24 protein-coding genes are annotated in these 20,697 nt (G+C 59.0%); 16 read left to right on the top strand and 8 right to left on the bottom strand.

Going from position 1 to position 20,697, the window contains the following annotated elements; genetic code table 11:
• Positions 1–396: 396 nt before the first annotated feature.
• Positions 397–1,185 (bottom strand): IclR family transcriptional regulator, encoded by a 789-nt coding sequence (locus BLW80_RS22690; protein WP_093759791.1) that lies wholly within the window; start codon positions 1,183–1,185, stop codon positions 397–399.
• 135 nt (positions 1,186–1,320) lie between these two features.
• Here BLW80_RS22690 and BLW80_RS22685 point away from each other — a divergent pair, with 135 nt between their 5' ends.
• The 6 genes from BLW80_RS22685 (at position 1,321) to BLW80_RS22660 (ending at position 5,953) form a co-directional block, all read left to right on the top strand.
• Complete coding sequence (locus BLW80_RS22685) at positions 1,321–2,286, top strand: Bug family tripartite tricarboxylate transporter substrate binding protein (protein ID WP_093760083.1); 966 nt, start codon at positions 1,321–1,323, stop codon at positions 2,284–2,286.
• Between the two features lie 3 nt (positions 2,287–2,289).
• Positions 2,290–2,898, top strand: a complete 609-nt coding sequence (locus tag BLW80_RS22680; RefSeq protein ID WP_068732840.1) for a flavin reductase family protein — start codon at positions 2,290–2,292, stop codon at positions 2,896–2,898.
• A gap of 89 nt (positions 2,899–2,987) precedes the next feature.
• Positions 2,988–3,848 carry a fumarylacetoacetate hydrolase family protein gene (locus BLW80_RS22675; protein ID WP_093760081.1) on the top strand — a complete coding sequence of 287 codons (861 nt, stop codon included), beginning with the start codon at positions 2,988–2,990 and terminating at the stop codon, positions 3,846–3,848.
• Entirely contained in the window at positions 3,845–4,654 is an 810-nt protein-coding gene (gene hpaH, locus BLW80_RS22670) for a 2-oxo-hept-4-ene-1,7-dioate hydratase (RefSeq protein WP_502688628.1), read from the top strand. The genes BLW80_RS22675 and hpaH overlap by 4 nt, the downstream gene beginning before the upstream one ends.
• 22 nt (positions 4,655–4,676) lie before the next feature.
• A complete protein-coding gene (locus BLW80_RS22665; RefSeq protein WP_068732845.1) occupies positions 4,677–5,069 on the top strand; it encodes a RidA family protein in 393 nt (130 codons plus the stop codon).
• A gap of 11 nt (positions 5,070–5,080) precedes the next feature.
• Positions 5,081–5,953 carry an amidohydrolase family protein gene (locus BLW80_RS22660; RefSeq protein ID WP_068732846.1) on the top strand — a complete coding sequence of 291 codons (873 nt, stop codon included), beginning with the start codon at positions 5,081–5,083 and terminating at the stop codon, positions 5,951–5,953.
• 147 nt (positions 5,954–6,100) lie between these two features.
• Here the strand turns inward: BLW80_RS22660 and BLW80_RS22655 are convergent, their stop codons facing one another.
• A complete protein-coding gene (locus BLW80_RS22655) occupies positions 6,101–7,012 on the bottom strand; it encodes a DUF2189 domain-containing protein (protein ID WP_093759787.1) in 912 nt (303 codons plus the stop codon).
• A 160-nt stretch (positions 7,013–7,172) separates the two neighbouring features.
• Positions 7,173–7,358 (bottom strand): hypothetical protein, encoded by a 186-nt coding sequence (locus BLW80_RS30015; RefSeq protein ID WP_139285891.1) that lies wholly within the window; start codon positions 7,356–7,358, stop codon positions 7,173–7,175.
• Positions 7,359–7,606: 248 nt separating this feature from the next.
• On the opposite strand from BLW80_RS30015, the gene coxB reads away from it, so the two are divergent.
• The 7 genes from coxB (at position 7,607) to BLW80_RS22620 (ending at position 12,779) form a co-directional block, all read left to right on the top strand.
• The gene (gene coxB, locus BLW80_RS22650; protein ID WP_089262772.1) at positions 7,607–8,440 is read left to right on the top strand and encodes a cytochrome c oxidase subunit II; all 834 of its coding nucleotides are present in this window, start codon (positions 7,607–7,609) and stop codon (positions 8,438–8,440) included.
• 80 nt (positions 8,441–8,520) lie between these two features.
• The gene (locus BLW80_RS22645) at positions 8,521–10,296 is read left to right on the top strand and encodes a cbb3-type cytochrome c oxidase subunit I (protein WP_093759785.1); all 1,776 of its coding nucleotides are present in this window, start codon (positions 8,521–8,523) and stop codon (positions 10,294–10,296) included.
• On the top strand, positions 10,293–10,997 hold the full coding sequence (locus BLW80_RS22640; protein ID WP_093759783.1) for a cytochrome c oxidase subunit 3: 705 nt from the start codon (positions 10,293–10,295) through the stop codon (positions 10,995–10,997). The genes BLW80_RS22645 and BLW80_RS22640 overlap by 4 nt, the downstream gene beginning before the upstream one ends.
• Before the next feature lie 16 nt (positions 10,998–11,013).
• Positions 11,014–11,736 carry a heme-copper oxidase subunit III family protein gene (locus BLW80_RS22635; RefSeq protein WP_093759781.1) on the top strand — a complete coding sequence of 241 codons (723 nt, stop codon included), beginning with the start codon at positions 11,014–11,016 and terminating at the stop codon, positions 11,734–11,736.
• A gap of 9 nt (positions 11,737–11,745) precedes the next feature.
• Positions 11,746–12,111: a cytochrome C oxidase subunit IV family protein gene (locus tag BLW80_RS22630; RefSeq protein ID WP_093759779.1), complete on the top strand. Its 366-nt coding sequence runs from the start codon at positions 11,746–11,748 to the stop codon at positions 12,109–12,111.
• A 36-nt stretch (positions 12,112–12,147) separates the two neighbouring features.
• Positions 12,148–12,441: a GYD domain-containing protein gene (locus tag BLW80_RS22625; protein ID WP_093759777.1), complete on the top strand. Its 294-nt coding sequence runs from the start codon at positions 12,148–12,150 to the stop codon at positions 12,439–12,441.
• 134 nt (positions 12,442–12,575) lie between these two features.
• Positions 12,576–12,779 (top strand): hypothetical protein, encoded by a 204-nt coding sequence (locus tag BLW80_RS22620; protein WP_089262760.1) that lies wholly within the window; start codon positions 12,576–12,578, stop codon positions 12,777–12,779.
• A gap of 91 nt (positions 12,780–12,870) precedes the next feature.
• Here BLW80_RS22620 and BLW80_RS22615 read toward each other — a convergent pair whose 3' ends face one another.
• The 3 genes from BLW80_RS22615 to BLW80_RS22605 all read right to left on the bottom strand — a co-directional run bounded on the left by BLW80_RS22615 (position 12,871) and on the right by BLW80_RS22605 (position 15,785).
• Positions 12,871–13,635 carry a slipin family protein gene (locus tag BLW80_RS22615; RefSeq protein WP_093759775.1) on the bottom strand — a complete coding sequence of 255 codons (765 nt, stop codon included), beginning with the start codon at positions 13,633–13,635 and terminating at the stop codon, positions 12,871–12,873.
• Entirely contained in the window at positions 13,632–15,035 is a 1,404-nt protein-coding gene (locus tag BLW80_RS22610; RefSeq protein WP_093759773.1) for an NfeD family protein, read from the bottom strand. Before BLW80_RS22610 ends, BLW80_RS22615 begins: the two co-directional genes overlap by 4 nt.
• A gap of 330 nt (positions 15,036–15,365) precedes the next feature.
• A complete protein-coding gene (locus tag BLW80_RS22605) occupies positions 15,366–15,785 on the bottom strand; it encodes a CBS domain-containing protein (protein ID WP_089262754.1) in 420 nt (139 codons plus the stop codon).
• 327 nt (positions 15,786–16,112) lie between these two features.
• Here BLW80_RS22605 and BLW80_RS22600 point away from each other — a divergent pair, with 327 nt between their 5' ends.
• Entirely contained in the window at positions 16,113–16,913 is an 801-nt protein-coding gene (locus tag BLW80_RS22600) for an AMP nucleosidase (protein WP_089262752.1), read from the top strand.
• Between the two features lie 92 nt (positions 16,914–17,005).
• On the opposite strand, the gene BLW80_RS22595 is transcribed toward BLW80_RS22600, so the two are convergent.
• Positions 17,006–17,476, bottom strand: coding sequence for an aminoacyl-tRNA deacylase (locus BLW80_RS22595; protein ID WP_089262750.1), 471 nt, complete (start codon positions 17,474–17,476; stop codon positions 17,006–17,008).
• A 531-nt stretch (positions 17,477–18,007) separates the two neighbouring features.
• Here BLW80_RS22595 and BLW80_RS22590 point away from each other — a divergent pair.
• The gene (locus BLW80_RS22590) at positions 18,008–19,186 is read left to right on the top strand and encodes a M20 aminoacylase family protein (protein ID WP_093759771.1); all 1,179 of its coding nucleotides are present in this window, start codon (positions 18,008–18,010) and stop codon (positions 19,184–19,186) included.
• 29 nt (positions 19,187–19,215) lie between these two features.
• On the opposite strand, the gene BLW80_RS22585 is transcribed toward BLW80_RS22590, so the two are convergent.
• On the bottom strand, positions 19,216–19,893 hold the full coding sequence (locus BLW80_RS22585) for a GntR family transcriptional regulator (RefSeq protein ID WP_093759769.1): 678 nt from the start codon (positions 19,891–19,893) through the stop codon (positions 19,216–19,218).
• 179 nt (positions 19,894–20,072) lie between these two features.
• Here BLW80_RS22585 and BLW80_RS22580 point away from each other — a divergent pair, with 179 nt between their 5' ends.
• The gene (locus BLW80_RS22580) at positions 20,073–20,696 is read left to right on the top strand and encodes a TRAP transporter small permease (RefSeq protein WP_093759767.1); all 624 of its coding nucleotides are present in this window, start codon (positions 20,073–20,075) and stop codon (positions 20,694–20,696) included.
• Position 20,697: the final 1 nt, after the last annotated feature.

Genomic DNA, 20,697 nt, shown 5'->3' with positions numbered 1-20,697 from the left:
TGGAGTGCATCTCTTCGTGCGCCATCGTTTCCCGACCGCGTTTCAATCGCACAGGTGAAATCTTCGGTCGTGCGGTCTTGACTATGTTAGCACCCCGGAGCCGTCGTGGCGCGCGGAGTTGTGAGGTGTGTCTTGAGGCCGGAATCGATGCGACGAGCCTCGCGCCATGAGGCATCTTATAAAATCACAAGCAATTTCAACAATATATGAGTTTGTGGTTATACTCCGAATGGCGCGCCATTTTGCGCGGGCAACGGGAGGGGGGGCGCAGTTTTATCCCGAATGGACCGCCAGACTTCTCCGTTCAGATTAGAACAGCTAGCCGTCGATTGGCTGCTCAATCGCTGCATATGTCGCAAGCGGACCTTTGCCTTGGATTGGGCGACGCGTGCTTGCTTATCGGATTTTCTGCTCGACCTCGTAAGCTGCCTTCAAAAGCGTTTCGACAACTTCCTGCTCGCGTCGCGGGCCGAGCCGTGTTCGGACGGTCGATATGGTGAGGGCCGCCGCCGGGTCGCCGTCGGCTGTCTTGATCCAGGTCGAAATCGATTTCGTGCCCTGGACCAACCCGACTTCGCGCACGCCATAGCCCCTGCGCCGGGCGTCGGCGATCTCTGACAACACAGTCTGCCGATCGGTCCGATATCCCGCAAATCGAGGCTCATTCGTCATAGCGATCCGGCGTGATTCTTGAGCCGGTAACGCGGCCAGGATGGCAACGCCTGCGCTGCTGACGCCGAGGGGCCGCCGCGCACCGACGGCGATCGAGAGTACCTGGATCGGATATGAGCCAATTCTCCTATCCACGCATAAAGTGTCGTTGCCGGTGCGCACCGTTAGAAACAGTGTGTCGCCGACCCGTTGCGATGTTTCGCGCAAAATGTCGTCCGCTGCGGCGAGCAATGGCGAGCGCGATGGGCGAGCGAGTGCCAGTTCAGGGACCTGCGTGCCGATTGCATAGCGACCCGAGCGCTCGTGGCGCTCGACGAGCCCCTCCTCCATCAGGACATGGACGATCCGGTGTACGGTCGGGCGCGATAGACGCGTCGCTTGGACGACTTCATTCAACGGCAATCCGCTCTCACCGCCCGCTGCAAGCACGCGAAGGAGGAAGAGCGCGCGCCGGATCGCCTGCGCGCCTTGTCGCGGCTCCGGATCGAGTGTTGTTGGCAATCCGTTGTCCATAATGTGGACAATAACCGCACATTGCCATCGACAAGTAAAGCGGCTGAACCAATGGTTCGCCGCAAGAGCGCTGGTCCCAATCGGCGTCGAACATACGGTCTGCGGCGTGAATGCCGCATCTGGCGGGAGGAAATGATGAGGTCGCTATGGATCGCTGCAGCCATTGTTGCGACGCTGGTTAATGGCGCGGCGACGGCTCAGGAATGGCCCACGCGCATTGTCAAACTGATCGTGCCCTATCCGGCCGGCGGCAATGTCGATAGCGCGGCGCGCATCGTCGCGGATCGGCTGCAAGAGAAATTGGGCCAGCCCTTCGTGATCGAAAACAAGTCGGGCGCTGGCGGCATGATCGCCGGGGAGGCGCTGGCGAAAGCGCCGAATGATGGCTACACGCTCATGGTCGGCGCCAATGGTCCGGTTCTCTTCGCTCCCGAAATCAACAAGCGCGACGCCTACAACTGGAAGCGCGACTTCCTGCCGATCTCGAGCATCTCGATGACGCCGCTGGTGCTCGAGGTTCATCCTTCCGTGAAGGCTACGTCGTTCGCCGATTTGCTCGAACTCGCGAAGCGCGATCCGGGCAAGCTGACGATGGCCTCTCCGGGGCCGGGCACCACCAATCACCTGCTCAGCGAACTCATGCAGTCCAAGCTCGAGATTCGTTGGGTGACGGCGCATTATCGCGGCAACGCGCCCGCGACCAATGACCTGCTCGGCGGCCAGGTTCAGTTCGCATTCGATCAACTGTCGGTCAGCCTTCAATATATCAAGAGTGGAATGTTGCGCGCCTTGGCGGTCACGAGCCCACATCGACTGAAGACGCTTCCGGACGTGCCCACTTTCGCCGAGCTCGGCTATCCGGATTTTGACGGCCAGACCTTCACGGGGCTGTTTGCTCCGGCGAACACCCCCGCTCCGGTCGCCGATAAATTGAACAAAGCGCTGGCTGAGATTCTCAAGGAGCCAGGCGTGGTCGACAAGTTCGAAAAACTTGGCGCCGAAGCGCTCCCGATGACGCCGGGTGAGTTCAGAACCTATCTCGATCGTGAGGACGCCAAGTGGATTCCGGTCGTGCGCAAGGCCAATGTAAAGGCGGATTGACGAATGAAGATCGATCCCGCTGAACTTGGCGCCGAAAAGGCCTATCGTCTGCTCACCGGCATCGTCGTCCCGCGACCGATCGCATGGGTGACCAGCCTGTCGCAGGCAGGTACCGTCAACCTTGCGCCGTTCAGTGCTTTCACCTTCGTCTCGCCCAAGCCGCCGATGCTGGCAATCAGCGTCGGCCGCAAATCAGGCGTCTACAAAGACACGGCACGCAACATCCTGGATCGCGAAGAATACGTCATTCACATCGCGGATTCGCCGTTGATGTCTGCGGTTCACGAAAGCTCCGCCGAACATCCGCCGGAGGTGAGTGAGGTCGAAGTCCTCGGTCTCGAGACGACCCCCAGCGACCATATCGGGGTGCCGCGGCTGACGGCGGCACCTATCGCGATGGAATGCCGATTTCGGCAATGCCTCGAATTCGGCGATACCCGCAGCCGGTTGATCGTCGGCGAAGTGGTCGCATTTCACATCAAGGACGATCTGCTCGCCAACGGCAAGATCGAGACCGAGAGTCTCGATCCGATCGCCCGCATTGCCGGTCCGCGTTACGCGCGGCTAGGCGAGATCTTCACGTTGAAGTCCGTATTCCAGACATCGAAGTAATTGGAAGAATGCCGCGGGCGCAGCTCGAGCAGCCGGTCCGGTACCGCCATCCGGCGGCAATCGATCCAGTGAATTATTCAGGAGCCTTCATGAAACTATGCAGCTATTCGACCGGCGGAAACAGCCGCTACGGCGTGGTGGCCGATGTCGGCGTTATCGATCTCAGTGCATTGCTTGGATCGGAGTTTCCCGATCTGCGCAGCTTGATCGCCGGCAACGGGCTGGCGAAGGCGAAACAGGTGAGCGCCGGCCGCAAGCCCGATCATCAATTGTCGGATCTGGTCTTGCTGCCGCCGATCCCGGCGCCGGAGAAGCTGTGGTGCATCGGGGTCAACTATAAGGACCGCAATGCTGAATACAAAGACAGCTCGGATTTGCCGAAATATCCGAGCCTGTTCGTCCGCAACCCGTCGTCGGTGGTCGGCTCCGATCAGCCGATCGAAAAGCCGAAGGTCTCCGAGCAGCTCGACTACGAAGGCGAGCTCGTGATCGTCATCGGCAAGGAAGGTCGTCACATTACGCGAGAGAATGCGTGGTCGCACATCTTCGGCATGACTCTCTGCAACGAAGGCTCGGTGCGGGACTGGCTGCACCACGGCAAGTTCAACGTCACCCAGGGCAAGAATTTCGATCGTTCCGGTAGCGTCGGGCCGTGGATCGTCACGGCCGACGAATGCGATCCGCAGGGGACGCACGATATCGTCACGCGGGTGAACGGGGAGGAGCGTCAGAACGACTCGACCGAGCGGCTGATGTTCACCTTCGACTATCTGATTTCCTATCTGTCGACATTCGCCACCTTGAAGCCCGGCGACATGATCGCGACCGGAACGCCGACCGGCGCCGGCGCCCGCTTCAGGCCGCCGCGTTGGCTCAAGCCAGGCGATGTCGTCGAGGTCGAGTCCAGGCAGATCGGCATTCTTCGCAACGTCGTCGCAGAGGAGAAATAACGGTGCTTGATCAGACGGTCATCGATACGCTGGCGCGTCGCCTCGACGAAGCGGAGCGGACCAAGACGCTCATCACCATGTTCACCGCCGACTATCCCGATCTCACCATCGAGGATGCCTATGCGATCCAGCGGACCTGGACGGCGCTGCAGCTTGAACGCGGGCGAGTGATCAAAGGCCACAAGATCGGCCTGACCTCGAAGGCGATGCAGAACGCGGTCAGCATCTCCGAGCCGGATTACGGCGTGCTGTTCGCCGACATGTTCTATCAGGATGCCGGCACCATCCCTTATGAGCGGTTCTTCGCGCCGCGCGTCGAGGTCGAACTGGCCTTCGTGCTCAAGACCGATCTGCGCGGGCCGGATTGTACGATCTTCGACGTGCTGAACGCGACAGCCTACGTCACTCCGGCGCTCGAAATCCTGGAAACGCGCATGCACCGCGTGCATCCGCAAACCAAGAAGCCCCGCACGGTGGTGGACACGATCTCCGACAACGCAGCGAATGCCGCGCTTGTGGTCGGCGGTCGTCCATTCCGTCCGCTGGATGTCGATCTGCGCTGGGTCAGCGCGCTGCTGTTCCGGAATGGCCAGATCGAGGAGACCGGCGTCGCCGCCGGCGTGCTGAACCATCCGGCAAACGGCATCGCGTGGCTCGCCAATCGCCTCGCGCCGCACGACGAATATCTCGCTGCAGGCGAGGTGGTGCTCGCCGGATCCTTCACGCGTCCGATCGAGGTCAGCCGCGGCGATACGATACATGCCGATTACGGGCCGTATGGCTCGGTGTCGTGCCAATTCGTCTGACCGTTATCCGGAGACTGCAGCCATGACATCTTCCAGGCGCCGCCGCAGCGTTCATATCGGCGAGTTTAAGCACGCAAATCCGATTCCCAATGCCTGCCGCATCAACAATCTGCTGATGTCCGGCGTCATCCTCGGCCGCGATCCCAAGACGAGCGAGATGCCACCCGATCTCGAAAGCCAGTGCGCCAACATGTTCGCGCATATGAAGGCGATCGTGGAAGCCGGCGGCGGCAGTACTGACGACATCATCAAGATGACGGTCTGGCTCAAGGATCGCAGCAATCGCGGGCCGGTCAATGTCGAGTGGCTCAAGATGTTTCCCGACGAGCATTCGCGCCCAGCCCGTCATGCGCTCTCCATGGAGATGGAGGGCGGCGCCCTGGTGCAATGCGATTTCACTGCGGTGATCGATTAAAGGAGCGACAGATGCCCGACTATCTTCCATTTGATCCAAACCCGCGCACGCCATCCCGCAAGCCGCCGCCGAAGAGCATCGACAGTCAGTTCCATGTGCTTGGTCCCGTGGAACGCTATCCCGTCCGGCCCGGCGCGGCCTATCAGATGCCGACGGCGACTTGGGAGGCTGCGCTCCGGGTACACAAGGCGCTTGGTATCGAGCGTGGCATCATCGTGCAGACGACGACATATGGTGCCGATCATTCGGTGGTTCTGGACGGGCTGGCGGCGATGGGGCCGAACTACAAGGCCTGCGCGAATGCGCTGGTTTTCGCCGAACGCGACGATGCATATCTCGCCAAGCTGAATGACGCCGGCGTCGGCGGGGCGCGGTTCAGCTTCCGCAAGGAGCTCGGCGCCGTGCTTTCGGACAGCGACTACGAGCGCGCGATCGCACGTATTTCCGAACTCGGCTGGTACGCTAAATTCCAGCCGGAGAAGGACGGCATCGTCGCCAATCTCGACAAGATCGCGTCTCTCAAGGTGCCGGTCCTCATCGATCACATGGGCCGCCCGGATCCAACCCTCGGCAAGAACGATCCGAACTTGCGTGCGGTTCTCGATCTGCTGTCGAAGGGCAATTTCTGGGTGATGCTCTCGCTCGGCGAAAAGACGTCCAGGAAAGGTCCGCCGTGGGACGACGTCGTTCCCATCGCGCAAGCCTATCTCGAAGCCGCGCCCGATCGCTGCGTCTGGGCAAGCGACTGGCCGCACCCTGTATCGGTTGTCCAGCCGCCGAACGACGCCGACCTGCTTGAATTGCTCTATCGCTACGCGCCGGACGATGCCTTGCTGGAAAAGATACTGGTCACAAATCCAGCAAAGCTGTTTGGGTTCTCCTAATAGATCGTGGGCGGACACCCTGCCGGGAGCGGAGTCCGCTTCCGGCAGGATATGCCGATCGCCCCTCATTCGGGCGGATTTCATCCGCGCGGGGTGGCTCGACGTATTCTGAAGCCGATACGTGCGTCTCCGGTCGTTTGTTTCGACCTACGGCTTATCGCGACCCCACGGGAAGAGAGAGACCGGAAAATCGGCCGCATAGCGCCGCCCTTTCGGTGGACGGGGAGGGTCCTGCCGAGGATTCGGGTCCGGCTCCAGCACCTTGCGATAAAGATGCCAGGTGGCATGACCGAGTAGGGGCAGAACAACGGCGAGACCGACGAATAACGGCAGCGAACCGGCCACCAGCAGCGCGGCCACAATCAGACCCCATGCCGCCATCGTCACAGGATTTTTCATCACGACCCGCAGCGAGGTCTGAACTGCGTCTGTCACGCTCGCATGTCGGTCGAGCATCAGCGGAAACGCCACGACGCTAACGCACAGGGCTATGATAGCGAACAATAGTCCGACGCCGCAGCCCTGGACGATCAGTTGGTGCCCCTCTGTGGTTGTGAAGATGCGCGATGCGAAATCGGGAATGCTGGCCGCAGGGGCATTGCCGAACTTGGAGACGTAAATCGCATTCGCTGTGGTCACCCAGACCACGAACAAAATGAGCAGGAGCGTGCCGAGGCCAAGCATGGCCCCGAAGGACGGCGAGCGCAGCACGCCGAGTGCATGCCATGCCGACGCCTCTTCGCCGCGTTCGCGGCGGCGGCTGAGTTCATAGAGACCGAGGGCTGCAAAAGGACCAATCAACGCAAAACCGGCGGCTAGCGGGAAAAGCAGCGGTAACACCGAATAGCCAAGGGTCATTCTGGCCAGCACAAGCCCGAGAACAGGATAGATGACGCACAGAATAATGGCGTGACTCGGAACCGCCTTGAAGTCCTCCCAGCCCAGCCGCAACGCGTCATGCAGATCGGACAACCCGATCTTGCGAATGACGGGCGCGGCAACGCTATCGGAAGCGCCAGGTGCTGTCTGCGAGATCTTGTCAGAATACGGAGTAGCCATGGTCACGATCTCCCATGCGTTCGCACCGGCGAGATCGGGTCATTTTCAAATGACGAGCATTCGCCTTCGTGCGCAGAAATCGCGACTGGTTCTGGAAGACGGCCAAGTTCAACGAAGAGAGCTTTGCCGAGCAAAACCTGTCGCAACCTGTGCAGCAAGTTTAGCGCAATCCGGAAAGAATAGCACGCACTGTTCGGTGAATTCTTCCTTTGTAAGGTTTACGTTTCACCGCGTCGCTGATGGCAATTGACGCATCACTTTGTCTGTCATGCGGACGCACGGCGTCGTGCATTGCAGTGCGATATAGGAATCCGTTGTGCGTGCCATTGCTCAGCGGTTCGATCATGGTGCTGTCGCGAGGAATAAGCCGGTCTATTGACAATCAAGCCTGCCGGGGAACATCCTGTAGTGGCAAGTGCCCGTAGTTCGATCACACCAGCGATCGCAATTTTTCGAATTCGATGTTGCGACCGGTTAGAGGGCAAGGCGGCCAGCATTGTGATGGCGAGCTCGAAATCAGCCATCGATGCAGACGTGAACTGCGCCCTTTTCTAAGTCTTGTCCGCAGCCTCTAGAGGCAAGGATGAACAAGGGATGGCTGTAGCATTCATACTGCTGTTGGTCGCAGTCGCTTCGGTGCTGTTTCACCTCCTTAGCCCATGGTGGTGGACGCCGATCGCATCGAACTGGAGTTACATCGACGACACGATCACCATGACGTTCTGGATCACCGGAGCGGTCTTCTTCGCGATCGTCGCATTCATCGCCTATTGCATCTTCCGTTTTCATCACAAAGAAGGAAGACAAGCGGCCTATGAGCCCGAAAACAAAAGGCTCGAATGGTGGCTCACCATAGGGACCGCGATCGGTGTCGGAGCGATGTTGGCGCCCGGTTTGGTTGTCTGGCATCAGTTTGTGACGGTGCCGTCCGATGCAACAGAGATCGAGGTCATGGGCCAGCAATGGCGCTGGAGCTACCGGCTGCCAGGAAAGGACGGCCGGCTCGGGACGGTCGATGCCCGCAACGTCAGTGCCGAGAATCCACTGGGCTTGAATCCGAACGATCCCAATGGTCAGGACGACGTTGTGGTTGAGAACGACGATTTGCATCTCCCGATCGGGAAGCCGGTCAAGGTATTGCTCCGTTCAATCGACGTTCTGCACGATTTCTACGTGCCTGAGTTCCGGGCGAAGATGGATATGGTGCCGGGCTCGGTCACATACTTCTGGTTCACTCCCACGCGCACAGGAACATTCGAGGTTCTTTGCGCGGAATTGTGCGGCATCGCGCATGCACAAATGCGGAGCAACGTCATCGTCCAGGAAGAGAGCGAATATCATGCATGGCTGGAGAAGCAGCAGACATTCGCAGCGTTATCCGGCCACCGACCCATCACGAAGGCGACTTACAAGACCCGCGGCAAATAGCAGGACCGGCGCGGCGGCGTTGCACGTTGTAACACTTACGATGAGCGACGATCAGAGGATTAATCCGGGAGGACATTTTAATGGTTGATGTCCCGTCTGATGTACTCGCAGGAATTCCGCCGGCCGAAGTGGGTGAGGTCGATCTCTATCACCCAAGAAGTTGGTGGACGCGATATGTCTTCTCGCAAGATGCCAAGATCATTGCGGTCCAGTATGCGATGACAGCAATGGCCATCGGTATGGTCGCGCTGGTGCTGTCGTGGCTGATGCGGCTGCAGCTCGGATTCCCCGGAACGTTTTCGTTTATCGATCCGAGCCAGTATCTTCAGTTCATCACCATGCATGGCATGATCATGGTGATCTACCTTCTCACGGCGCTGTTTCTCGGAGGCTTCGGGAATTATCTCATCCCGCTGATGGTCGGTGCTCGCGACATGGTGTTCCCCTATGCGAACATGCTGAGCTACTGGATCTATCTGCTTGCCGTGCTGGTGCTGGTTGCGACCTTCTTTGTACCGGGTGGGCCGACCGGCGCTGGCTGGACGCTGTATCCGCCGCAGGCCATTCTTTCCGGAAGCCCCGGACAGGAAGCAGGCATCATCATGATGCTGGTGTCGCTGATCCTGTTCATTATCGGCTTCACCATGGGCGGCTTGAATTACGTCGTGACGGTGCTGCAGGGTCGCACGCGCGGAATGACGCTGATGCGGCTGCCTTTGACGGTGTGGGGCATTTTTACAGCGACCGTGATGGCGTTGCTCGCATTTCCAGCCTTGTTCGTCGCCTCGGTGATGATGCTGTTCGATCGGCTTCTTGGCACCAGCTTCTTCATGCCAACGCTCGTGGAGATGGGTCAGCTGGGGAAGTACGGCGGTGGCAGTCCGCTGCTGTTCCAGCACCTGTTCTGGTTTTTCGGCCACCCCGAAGTCTATATCGTTGCGTTACCTGCTTTTGGCATTGTCTCTGACCTCATCAGTACTCATGCGCGAAAGAATATTTTCGGTTATCGCATGATGGTGTGGGCGATTGTTGGAATCGGAGCGATGAGCTTCGTGGTGTGGGCGCACCACATGTATGTCAGTGGTATGAATCCGAAGTTCGGATTTTTCTTCGCAACAACGACCCTCATCATCGCGATCCCCACGGCGATCAAGGTATACAACTGGATCCTGACCCTGTGGCGTGGCGACATTCATCTCACCGTTCCGATGCTGTTCGCGCTCGCATTCATTATCACGTTCGTCAATGGCGGTCTGACTGGCCTGTTCCTTGGCAACGTCGTCGTGGACGTTCCGTTGTCCGATACCATGTTCGTGGTCGCCCATTTTCACATGGTCATGGGGGTTGCGCCGATCATGGTCGTGTTTGGTGCGATCTATCACTGGTATCCGAAAGTGACGGGACGGATGCTGAACGAGACGCTGGGGCGCTTCCATTTCTGGGTCACGTTCCTTGGAGCTTACGCGATCTTCTTCCCCATGCATTATCTCGGGCTGCTGGGTGTGCCGCGCCGCTATCACGACATCGGTGGGACGGCATTCGTCCCGGCGTCGGCCCATGACCTGAATGCATTCATGAGTATCGCTGCGCTCATCGTCGGCTTTGCCCAGCTCGTATTTGTGTTCAACATGATCCGGAGCCTGTCCAAGGGCGAGGACGCCGGCGGCAATCCGTGGAACGCGACCACGCTCGAGTGGCAAACGCCGCAGACGCCGCCGGCACATGGCAACTGGGGCAAGGAACTCCCGGTCGTCTATCGCTGGGCTTATGATTATAGCGTGCCCGGCGCAGCACGGGATTTCATCCCCCAGAATGAACCGCCGGCCAGTTCGACGCCGAAGGGAGCGCATCCATGACGGCCATCGTCCTGTTCATGGCTGGAATAGCGGCCATTGCGGGATGGTGGCTCTCGCAGCAACGGCTTGCGGCCAAGCCCTGGCTGGAGGAGGGGGCGGTCGGCGATTTTCCCGGCGGAAGTTCGATGTCGTTGCCGGCGGCGAAAATAGGTTTGGGTGTGTTTCTCGCGGTCGTCGGGTCGTTGTTTGCGCTCTTCGTCAGCGCTTACTCCATGCGCATGCAACTGATCGACTGGCGGTCGCTGCCCGTGCCCGGGTTGCTGTGGTTCAACACCGGTGTTCTGATCGTGAGCAGCGGCGCACTGCAATGGGCGCAGGTTTCCGCACATCGCGACGACAGCGAAAATGTGCTGATCGGCCTGCTTGCAAGCGGCCTTTCCGCCGTCGTTTTCCTGATAGGTCAGTTGCTGGTGTGGCAGCAGCTCAACACGGGGGGCTACTTTCTGGCGGCCAATCCTGCCAACGCTTTCTTCTATCTGATCACCGCAGTCCATGGACTGCACTTGCTCGGCGGTCTCGTCGCTCTGGGCAGAACCATCGTCAAGGCATGGCGTGGTGTTGAAATCCCGCGCCTGCGTTTGAGTGTGGAACTGTGCACGATGTATTGGCATTTCCTGCTTTTGGTCTGGTTGATCCTGCTCGCTCTGCTGACAGGCTGGGCGGATGACTTCGTTACCATCTGTCGCCAGTTGCTGACATAGGGAAGGCATCGATGCGATGACAGAGACTGTGCTGACAAACATCGAAAAGCGCCGAACGACGACCGCAGGCTGGCAAGGTATTGTCGCCGACTGGTCCTCGGATCAACGGGCATTCAAGAATGTATCCTGGGGAAAGGCCATGATGTGGATCTTTCTCCTCAGCGATACCTTTATCTTCGGTTGCTTCCTGCTGTCGTACATGACGGCGCGCATGTCCACGACGGTGCCCTGGCCAAACCCGAGTGAAGTCTTCGCTCTGACGATTGCAGGACAACACATCCCGCTCATTCTGATTGCCATCATGACCTTCGTGCTGATCAGCAGCAGCGGGACCATGGCGATGGCCGTCAATTTCGGCTACCGCCACGATCGCCGCAAAACGGCGATTCTGATGCTGGTGACCGCCGCGTTCGGTGCGACATTTGTCGGAATGCAGGCTTTCGAATGGACCAAGCTGATCATGGAGGGGGTGAGGCCCTGGGAAAATCCGTGGGGGGCAGAGCAATTCGGCTCATGCTTTTTCATGATTACAGGATTCCACGGAACGCACGTAACGATTGGCGTGATTTTCCTGATCATCATTGCGCGAAAGGTCTGGCGCGGAGATTTCGAGACTGAACGTCGGGGCTTTTTCACAAGCAGGAAGGGGAACTACGAGATCGTCGAAATCACCGGCCTGTATTGGCATTTCGTCGATTTGGTATGGGTGTTTATCTTTGCCTTTTTCTATCTTTGGTGAGGGAAAAACATGGCTGAAGTCACGCTACATGCAACACCTCATGCAACTCCCGCAGCACATGCCGAGGGACACCAGCACCCGATCAAGCTTTATCTCGTGGTCTGGGGATGGCTGTTTGTCTTGAGTACATGCTCTTACCTCGTCGACTACTTTAACCTGCAGGGATATCTGAGGTGGTCTCTCATCGTGGTGTTCATGATATTGAAGGCAGGCTTGATTGTTGCGGTCTTCATGCACATGGCGTGGGAGCGTCTGGCTTTGGCCTATGCCATCCTGCTCCCGCCGTTGGTGTTGTTGGTTTTTGTCGGGATCATGGTGTTTGAATCGGACTACACGTTGTTGAGTCGGATCATTTTCTTCAAGACTGGGGCGTGAAGATGAACGGGGGTCTCGTGCGCAAGGAGGACTTCCATGACTACATATATCATGCTTGCAAACTGGACTGATCAAGGTATCCAACACGTCAAGGACTCGCCGCGTCGTCTCGATTTGGCGAAGAAAGCTCTCAAGGATATGGACGGAGAGTTCAAATCGTTCTTTCTGACCATGGGCGACTATGACATCGTCGCGGTTTACGAAGCGCCGGACGATGCCGTCGCCGCGCGATTCAATTTGCAGCTGGGCATGCTGGGAAACATTCGAACGCATACATTGAAAGCGTTTCCCGAAACGGCCTACCGGGAGATCATAAAGTCGCTGGACTGATTGCGGATCGGAAACGCGTCCGCGAGGTGCTACGCGCCGGTCAAATGATATGTCGACCGGAACGACGGCCGAGATGGCGCCCGCTGGCGGAAAGTAGGCGGGCGAGACATTAGTGAAGACGAGGTGGTGCGCAGATGCAATTTACCGTTGGATTCAAGCTGAAGGGCAAGGCGGGCCATGTCGTCGTGGACGCCGAGGACGCGCTTGTCGCCGCTCTGAAAGTCAAGGCGGAGCTCCCGGAAGCGATGACGATGTATGTGCGCCCGCAAAACCGGCGCGGCGACGCACGACACCCGTCACATGTGCCTGTCGACGAGCGCGCCGAGGATACTCATTGACGGTAAATTGGGGGATGAGCAAGCCAGCGCAAGCCATGGTGCTTTCGGGCCATGTCAGACTTAAGCTGGCGCTGAAGCACAAGAAGTAGATTCACGGTACTCCGCCCGGCCGCGGCGTCATATGGCTGAGCAGATCCATCGGCAACGGAAAGACCACGGTCGATGACCGCTCGCCTGCAATGTCGTGCAACGCCGCAAAATAGCGCAGCTGCATCGCCTGCGGCTCCTGAGCAAGGATCCGGCCGGCCTCGACGAGCTTCTCAGCGGCTTGCTGCTCGCCTATCGCATTGATCACTTTCGCCCGCCGCAGCCGTTCCGCTTCGGCCTGCTTGGCGATGGCACGCACCATGTTCTCATTGAGGTCGATATCCTTGATCTCAATGTTGGTGACCTTGATGCCCCACGCGTCAGTCTGCTGATCGAGGATCTCCTGAATGTCGGCATTGAGTTTGTCGCGCTCTGCGAGCATTTCATCTAGCTCATGCTTGCCGAGCACCGAGCGCAGCGTGGTCTGCGCTAACTGGCTGGTTGCGGCCATGAAATTTCCGACCTTGATGATCGCACGTTCCGGATCGACGATGCGGAAATAGAGAACGGCGTTCACCTTGACGGAAACATTATCGCGGGAAATGACGTCCTGCGGCGGCACATCCTGCACCATCACCCTGAGATCGGCCTTCACCATCTGCTGCACGAACGGAATAAGGATGATGAGCCCCGGACCTTTCACGCCGGTGAACCGTCCGAGCGTGAAGACGATGCCGCGCTCGTATTCCCGCAGGATGCGAATGGCGGAGGAGAGAAAGGCGATCACGATGATCGCGAGCAGCGAATAGGCTATGTAATCGAGCATCATCGCACACCTCCTTCACCGGCGCTGAGTGCCGGCGGGCGACGCACCATCAGCGTCAGATCCGTGATGCTGGCGATCTCGACCGTCTCTCCGGGCTTGAATGTTTCCATGCCGCGGGCTCGCCAGCGCTCACCCTGCGTGAAGACGTGACCTTCGATGTCATTCCAGTCGAGAACTTCGGCGGGCAGGCCGCGCATGGCCTGTGCGCCGATTCGTGCCGGAGCTTTGCGGGCGCGCCGGAGCGAGCCGAGCACAATGAGCAGCAGTCCGATGAACATCGCCGCCACGATGCCGACGAGCGTCCATGACAGCCGGTATCCGGGCGCGTCGATCCTGAACAACATCAACCCACCAAGGACCAGGGCAATGGCTCCGCCGAGGCCAAGAACCACGGTCGGGTTGAAGGCCTCGATAATCAGAAGCACGATCCCCAACATCATCAGCCCAAGGCCGGCATAGTTGATCGGCAGCAGGTTGAAGGCATAGAGGCCCAGCAGCAGACAGATCGTACCGACCACGCCGGGCGCGACGGCGCCAGGAGACATGAATTCAAAAATCAGACCGTAGATGCCAACCAGCAGAAGAATGAAGGCGACGTTGGGGTTGGTGATCACAGACAGAAATTGCGCGATCCATCCGGAGTCGATCGTCTCGATCGTCGCATCCTTTGTCGCCAGATGCCGTCTGTCGCCACCGGGAAGCTCCACGACGCGACCATCGACCTGCCTGAGCAGTTCGACCGGGTCGCGCGCAATGAGATCGATGACATTCGCTTGCAACGCAGCACTGGCGGAAAGACTAGCTGCCTCCCGGACAGCCTTCTCGGCCCAATCGGCGTTACGTCCTCGCAACTCGGCCAGGCTGCGGATAAAGGCGACGGCGTCGTTCGTCGCCTTCGCCATCGTCGCGTCCTTCGGCTCCGTTTGCTGGGCACTGTCTTTCTTGTCCTTGCCGTCTTTATCAGGGGTGATGTCCGGCAGGCCTGGCACCGGACTGCCGATTTGCACGGGCGTTGCCGCGCCGAGGTTGGTGCCCGGCGCCATTGCGGCGATATGCGTTGCATAGAGAAGATAGGTGCCGGCGCTGGCAGCATGGGCTCCCGACGGGGCGACATAACCTATGACAGGAACGGGCGATGCCAGCACGTCGGCGATGGTCTCGCGCATGCTGGTGACGAGACCGCCCGGCGTATTCAGACGCAGAATAACAGCTTCGGCACGCCGTTCGCTTGCCTTGGCGAGTGCGTCTTTCACATAATTGGCGGTTGCCGGTCCGATCGCACCGTCGATTGCGATCGTCAGCACAAGTTTCCCGCTCCCCTCCGCCGAGATAGGCGTGGTGGGGGAGACAGCCAGAGCGACAACCGCAATTGTCGCGGCAAGAGTAGCCCGTACGGTCTGCACAGCCTGGACTCCCTTATCAAGATGATGTGGGGGGTCCTGGCAGAATCTCAATACGACCGGGATTGGCGAGCCATCGCCCGTTGTCGAGACGAAATTGAGGGCTGCGCAAGACGAGAAGAATCGTCGATATTATCAGGCAGTCTCAATGGCATAAGAAGTTCGCAGTTTCGATCCACGCCCTTGCTTCGTCTCCAAACAATGGCGCGACCGCGTAGGCACGACCTTCTTCATCGCGGCTCGATGAGCAAAGTTCTGTCATCGAACTGTTCGACGATCGTGCCGACTGGCCGCGCCCCTCCGCCGGATCGCAAGAGGAGCGCTCGCCGTGTTTCAGTGATGGGCCGAAACGCTCTTGACGCATTCGGACAACAAATCACCTGACGCAGAATGGCTGACGTCGCCCAGACTGACGATACCGACCATCCGTTTACTCTTGTTGATCACCGGCAGCCTGCGGACCCGCAGTTTCTCCATGTGACGTATTGCCTTTGCGAGATCGTCGTCCTCCCGGCAACAATGGATACCTTCGGTCATCACATCGCGCGCCGTCGCGCGGCCGGCATCGAAGCTGTTCCTCGCGAGCCCTTTGCAGACAATGTCGCGGTCGGTCACCATCCCAATCAGGCGGTCGTCCTCGCCAACCGGAACGCAGCCAATGTCATGCCCCCGCATCAATTTCGCGAGTTCGGTGACAGGGGTATCGGGGCTGACCCAGTCGACACCTTTGTGCATCACCTCTTTGACTTTCATGGCGAACCTCCGTTCGTAGAGTTCAGGTGAATTGATGCAATGCAGTATGTCTCGCCTCCCTCCATGTCCTCCAACTATACAATCAATTACGTGCGAGGTCGCAGAAGAAAACATCATTCCTGCGCGATCAGACTGGACAAACGCGGCCGCTGTTTCAATCCATCCTCCTGAACAGCGCGCATTCGACGCAAGGCCCGGATCATTCACGGTTGCAAGTGGATTAATGGAACCCAAATAATCCAAACATGTCTCATTGGACAGGGAGCGGTCCTATCCACTAGTTTGGCAGGCGGCGGTGTTGCACACCTCCGGACGAGATCATTGGGAATGAAAGAGAAAAAGGATATCGTAGAAAACTGGTTGCCGCGTTACACCGGCACGCCGCTTGCTGAGTTCGGAGAGTATGTTCTCTTGACCAACTTCGACAACTACGTCGAATGGTTCGCCACGGCGTATGGCAGTTTGGTAAAGGGCGCAGATCGACCGATGCCCAATGCGACTGCCGATGGTATCACTCTGATTAACTTCGGCATGGGAAGCCCGAATGCTGCAACCGTGATGGATCTGTTAAGTGCCATCGCGCCGAAAGCCGTGTTGTTTCTCGGCAAATGCGGTGGGTTGAAACGCAAAAATAAAATTGGCGATTTGGTTCTACCGATTGCGGCCATTCGGGGCGAAGGCACCTCAAATGATTATTTGCCCCCGGAGGTTCCTGCGCTGCCCGCGTTCCAGTTGCAACGCGCGGTGTCGACCATGATCCGCGATCTCGGTCACGACTATTGGACCGGCACCGTGTACACGACCAATCGTCGTGTCTGGGAACATGATGATCGCTTCAGGGATATATTGCGTCGTACACGGAGCATGGCGATCGACATGGAGACCGCAACAATCTTTGCTGCGGGATTTGCCAATCACATTTCGACTGGCGCACTGCTTCTCGTGTCCGATCAGCCAATGATTCCCGAGGGTGTGAAGACCGAAGCGTCGGATCAGGAGGTGACCGCGAACTATGTCGAACGGCATATCAGGATCGGGGTGGAGGCCCTGAAGCTTGTGCGGCGCCGCGGCCGCAGCGTCAAGCATTTGCGTTTCGAAGACGATTTCGATGCAGGGCATGAGACGTAAAGAGGCGTCGCACCGCTGCAGCTACAGTTTAGCAGCGGCATAATCTTCCTATTCGGGACCGCGACGGTCGCCGCGGATCGTCCGACTAATTCTCAGTCATGCGCGCTAAAGCGCCCGTGCTGCGCGTTGGCCATCAGGCGAGCAAACTGCGCGTGACCCATATGAAGCAGCGTCTCGTGATCGCCAGCTTCCAGATAGACCTCCGGCTGCGCCTGGATGCTGTCGTCAACGATGATATCCAGCCCGTAGCACTTACCGACGGCAGGAACTGCACCGTGTGCGCAGTCGCGGAACAGCTGATGGATCTCGGTTTCATCGGCCATGTGGACATTGTCGCCGAGTGATGTCCTCAGGTCCGACAGGCGGAGGTGATGCGATGCGGGCAAGACGGCCAGTATATATTCTCCGTCACGCCGCAACACGATGCCCTTGGCGAGGCGATCGCCCGAGATGTGGCATGCCTCAGCCGTGCCGGACGACGTCATGCGGAGTTCGTGCGGGATCACTTCGTATTGGATGTTTTCAGCGGCCAGGTATTTTTGCAGGGTGGGAGCAATGGTCATGGCGTGACCTCCGGGGCAAAATGCAAGCCATCCATCGTAAGGTCTTTGTCTGCAGACTCTCGCCGTGCGATGGGCGGCTGCGTGGTTATAGGCTCAGCATAGGCCTCCCATCCGACAGCTGCAATTCGTTATCGATGACCAACTCTCTCGCGAGATAGTCAGGACCCCGCGCTGTCGATGGTGAGTGCGCGAGCGCCGCGACACTTCTTCCCCAAACGAGAGTGGCTGCTGTCCATTTGAGCGCATGAGGTGTTCAATCGAAATTATGTATCTGTTTCAACAGCATAAGGGTTCGCAGTCTTATTCTGAATGGCGTGCCATTTTCCAGAACGCTCAGCATTCACAGACAGGCCGCTCGATCACGATGTCGATCATGTGGTGGCGCGCATCTCGCAGCCGCTAATCCCAACTGCTTGTTGTCACCACGGAGCGCTGAAGTGTGTGGCGCGCGCAGCGTGTGCGGCCGGTTGGTTGCGAGGGCATGATCACCGGGCTAGCCTATGGGCAGGACAAGCCCAAAGGTGAGAGCATATGACCCCGCGCGAACGTCTCGACCAATTGCACCCGGAAATGACCGCATGGCGCAGGGATTTCCATGCGCATCCGGAGATTGGCTTCGAGGAGGAGCGCACCAGTGCGCTGGTGGCGGAGCGGCTGTCGGAGTGGGGTATCGAGGTGCATCGTGGCCTCGGCGGCACCGGTGTGGTGGGCGTAATCCGTGGCCGTCATCAGGCGGCGGGTAGCAACCGGGCCATTGGCTTGCGCGCCGATATGGACGCGCTGCCGATGGAGGAGGGCAATGGTTTTGCCCATCGCTCGCAGAATGCCGGCCGTATGCATGCCTGCGGCCATGACGGTCACACCACGATGTTGCTTGGTGCTGCGAAATATCTTGCCGAGACGCGCAATTTCGCCGGCACGGTGCATCTGATCTTTCAGCCGGCCGAGGAAGGCCTCGCTGGCGCCAAGGCGATGATGGACGACGGGTTGTTCGAGCGTTTCCCGTGCGATTCCATCTATGCGATCCACAACAGCCCGGACATGCCGCTCGGCAGCGTCAAGGCGCTGACCGGCACGGCGCTGGCGGCGATCGATTATTTCAAGGTGACATTGCGTGGCCGTTCCTCGCACGGTGCGCATCCGCATCAGGGGATCGATACGGTGGCCATGGCAGCGCAGGTGGTGAATGCGCTGAACGCGATTCCGTCCCGTCAGGTCGATGCGCTGGAATCCGCCATCATCAGCATCGGCCAGATCCACGGCGGTACCTCGGACATCGTTCTGCCCGAGACGGTGGAGTTGCGCGGCTCGGTACGTACGCTGAAGCCCGAGGTGCGCGAGCGCGTCGAGGAGTTGTTCATGCGCGCGGTGACGCTGACCGCGCAGGCCTGCGGCGGCACGGCGGAGATCGAGTATCGCCACGCCTATCCGGCCACGATCAACACGGCCGACGAGACGGTGCGCGCTGCAGAAGCGGCGGCGGCGGTGCCGGGCGTTACCGAGGTGCTGCGCGAAGGCAATCCAATTCTTGCCGGTGAAGATTTCGCGTTCATGCTCGAACGCAACCGTGGTGCCTATCTGATGTTCGGGCAACGCACCGCCGACAAGGGCGGAGTGCCCGTTCACAATCCCGGCTACGATTTCAACGACGATCTCCTGCCGATCGGCGCGAGCTATCTCGCCGGTCTTGTGGAGCAGGAACTCGCATAAAACGAGTCGTTGCTGTTGACGCGGTCTGTCTAGGTCGCGCCGCTCTTCGGAATGGTGCGGCCGATGACGCGCAGAAGGTCTGCGCGCACCGACTCGATGTGACGTTCAAGGAAACGGCAGGCGTCATCGATCTTCTGGCTGCGGCACAGAGCGATGAGTTCGGCGTGTTCTTTCTCAGCGATGCCCATCGCGGTGGTCGTCGAGAGTTGCATGCGCGTGTAGCGGTCGCTGGTTTGCAGCAGCGCCATCACGATCGACTGCGTGCGCGGCTGCCGCGCCCGGACATACATCGCCATGTGGAAATCGGCGTTGAGCTGTCCCCATTCGCTGATATTGCCGGCGGCAATCGCCTTCTCGAAGCGGTGCTGGATGTCGTCGAGTGCAGCGAAGTCGTCGTCGACAAAATGCGGCGCGGACTGCGCCAGCATCCGTGGCTCGAGGATGACCCGGAGATCGAACACGTCGTTGATTTCGTCGAGCGACAGTTCCGAGACGATGGCGCCCTTCTGCGGGACGATCTTCACCAGCCCTTCGGCCTCAAGCTGAAACAGGGCTTCCCGCACCGGAATCCGGCTGACGCCATAGGCCTCGCCCAAAGCGTCCTGGCGCAACTGCGCGCCAGCCGGATGGGTGCCGTCGAGGATGGCCTGCCGGAGTTGATCCGCGATCATGGCCGACAGGGTGCGGTGCTTCAGCGGCGCGCTCATTGATTTATCGAGCCTTTTCTCTGGATTTCGGCCGGATTGATCTCAGATCTCGTCCCGTCTTCGCTGCCGCACAAAAACTCCTCAAGGCGCGAATTTGTGCAAATCAGCGTTTGACAGGGAAATTGTATAAATTATACGATCCAAAAATCATATCACAATCGTGACAGCGGGGGCAGTTTATGAGTGACCAGACGATGTCGACGGCCCCAGCCATCGGAGCCCGCCGGGTCATCCTGGTGGCGTCCGCCGGGCTGCTGGCCTTCGAGCGGCTGGCTCTGATAGGCCTGATGTATCTGCTGACGGCGCTGATCCTGGTGAATGTCGTCACCCGCTATTCGCACTTCCCGATCTACTGGATCGATGAGTCGGCGGTGTATTCGGTGGTCTGGCTGACCTTCATCGGCGCCTCCGCCATGACCCGTCTGCGGCTCGATTTTGCGGTCACCATGATGACCGAGCGCCTGTCGGCCAGGAGCCAGCAGATATTCAAGATTATCGCCACGAGCACGGTGATCGTGTTCGGTATCGGTCTGATCGTCACCTGCATGCTCTGGATGGACCCGATCGGCCTTGCGCAAGCAGGCTTCGACGCGAAGAAGTTCGCGGGCCAGACCTTCAATTTCCTCTACACCGAGCGAACCCAGACGCTGAACTGGCCGACCTGGGTGCTCTATCTGACGCTGCCGATCTTCGCGGTGTCGATCACCATCCATGGCATCGCCAACCTGCTTGAGGACCTCGGCCTCGTCGCCAAGGTGCCGCCGAAAGGCTTCCAGCTCTCCGAACTCGACGGGGTGAACTGAT

The organism is Tardiphaga sp. OK245, from assembly GCF_900108575.1.
In the GTDB taxonomy this organism is placed as follows: domain Bacteria; phylum Pseudomonadota; class Alphaproteobacteria; order Rhizobiales; family Xanthobacteraceae; genus Tardiphaga; species Tardiphaga robiniae.
This window is presented reverse-complemented; position numbering and strand designations above follow the sequence as displayed.

Bases quoted from the DNA above. Each gene is read 5' to 3' on its own strand.
- BLW80_RS22690 (WP_093759791.1), bottom strand. From the start codon at position 1,185: ATGGACAACGGATTGCCAACAACACTCGATCCGGAGCCGCGACAAGGC.
- BLW80_RS22685 (WP_093760083.1), top strand. From the start codon at position 1,321: ATGAGGTCGCTATGGATCGCTGCAGCCATTGTTGCGACGCTGGTTAAT.
- BLW80_RS22680 (WP_068732840.1), top strand. From the start codon at position 2,290: ATGAAGATCGATCCCGCTGAACTTGGCGCCGAAAAGGCCTATCGTCTG.
- BLW80_RS22675 (WP_093760081.1), top strand. From the start codon at position 2,988: ATGAAACTATGCAGCTATTCGACCGGCGGAAACAGCCGCTACGGCGTG.
- BLW80_RS22665 (WP_068732845.1), top strand. From the start codon at position 4,677: ATGACATCTTCCAGGCGCCGCCGCAGCGTTCATATCGGCGAGTTTAAG.
- BLW80_RS22660 (WP_068732846.1), top strand. From the start codon at position 5,081: ATGCCCGACTATCTTCCATTTGATCCAAACCCGCGCACGCCATCCCGC.
- BLW80_RS22655 (WP_093759787.1), bottom strand. From the start codon at position 7,012: ATGGCTACTCCGTATTCTGACAAGATCTCGCAGACAGCACCTGGCGCT.
- BLW80_RS30015 (WP_139285891.1), bottom strand. From the start codon at position 7,358: ATGATCGAACCGCTGAGCAATGGCACGCACAACGGATTCCTATATCGC.
- coxB (WP_089262772.1), top strand. From the start codon at position 7,607: ATGGCTGTAGCATTCATACTGCTGTTGGTCGCAGTCGCTTCGGTGCTG.
- BLW80_RS22645 (WP_093759785.1), top strand. From the start codon at position 8,521: ATGGTTGATGTCCCGTCTGATGTACTCGCAGGAATTCCGCCGGCCGAA.
- BLW80_RS22640 (WP_093759783.1), top strand. From the start codon at position 10,293: ATGACGGCCATCGTCCTGTTCATGGCTGGAATAGCGGCCATTGCGGGA.
- BLW80_RS22635 (WP_093759781.1), top strand. From the start codon at position 11,014: ATGACAGAGACTGTGCTGACAAACATCGAAAAGCGCCGAACGACGACC.
- BLW80_RS22630 (WP_093759779.1), top strand. From the start codon at position 11,746: ATGGCTGAAGTCACGCTACATGCAACACCTCATGCAACTCCCGCAGCA.
- BLW80_RS22625 (WP_093759777.1), top strand. From the start codon at position 12,148: ATGACTACATATATCATGCTTGCAAACTGGACTGATCAAGGTATCCAA.
- BLW80_RS22620 (WP_089262760.1), top strand. From the start codon at position 12,576: ATGCAATTTACCGTTGGATTCAAGCTGAAGGGCAAGGCGGGCCATGTC.
- BLW80_RS22615 (WP_093759775.1), bottom strand. From the start codon at position 13,635: ATGATGCTCGATTACATAGCCTATTCGCTGCTCGCGATCATCGTGATC.
- BLW80_RS22605 (WP_089262754.1), bottom strand. From the start codon at position 15,785: ATGAAAGTCAAAGAGGTGATGCACAAAGGTGTCGACTGGGTCAGCCCC.
- BLW80_RS22600 (WP_089262752.1), top strand. From the start codon at position 16,113: ATGAAAGAGAAAAAGGATATCGTAGAAAACTGGTTGCCGCGTTACACC.
- BLW80_RS22595 (WP_089262750.1), bottom strand. From the start codon at position 17,476: ATGACCATTGCTCCCACCCTGCAAAAATACCTGGCCGCTGAAAACATC.
- BLW80_RS22590 (WP_093759771.1), top strand. From the start codon at position 18,008: ATGACCCCGCGCGAACGTCTCGACCAATTGCACCCGGAAATGACCGCA.
- BLW80_RS22585 (WP_093759769.1), bottom strand. From the start codon at position 19,893: ATGAGCGCGCCGCTGAAGCACCGCACCCTGTCGGCCATGATCGCGGAT.
- BLW80_RS22580 (WP_093759767.1), top strand. From the start codon at position 20,073: ATGAGTGACCAGACGATGTCGACGGCCCCAGCCATCGGAGCCCGCCGG.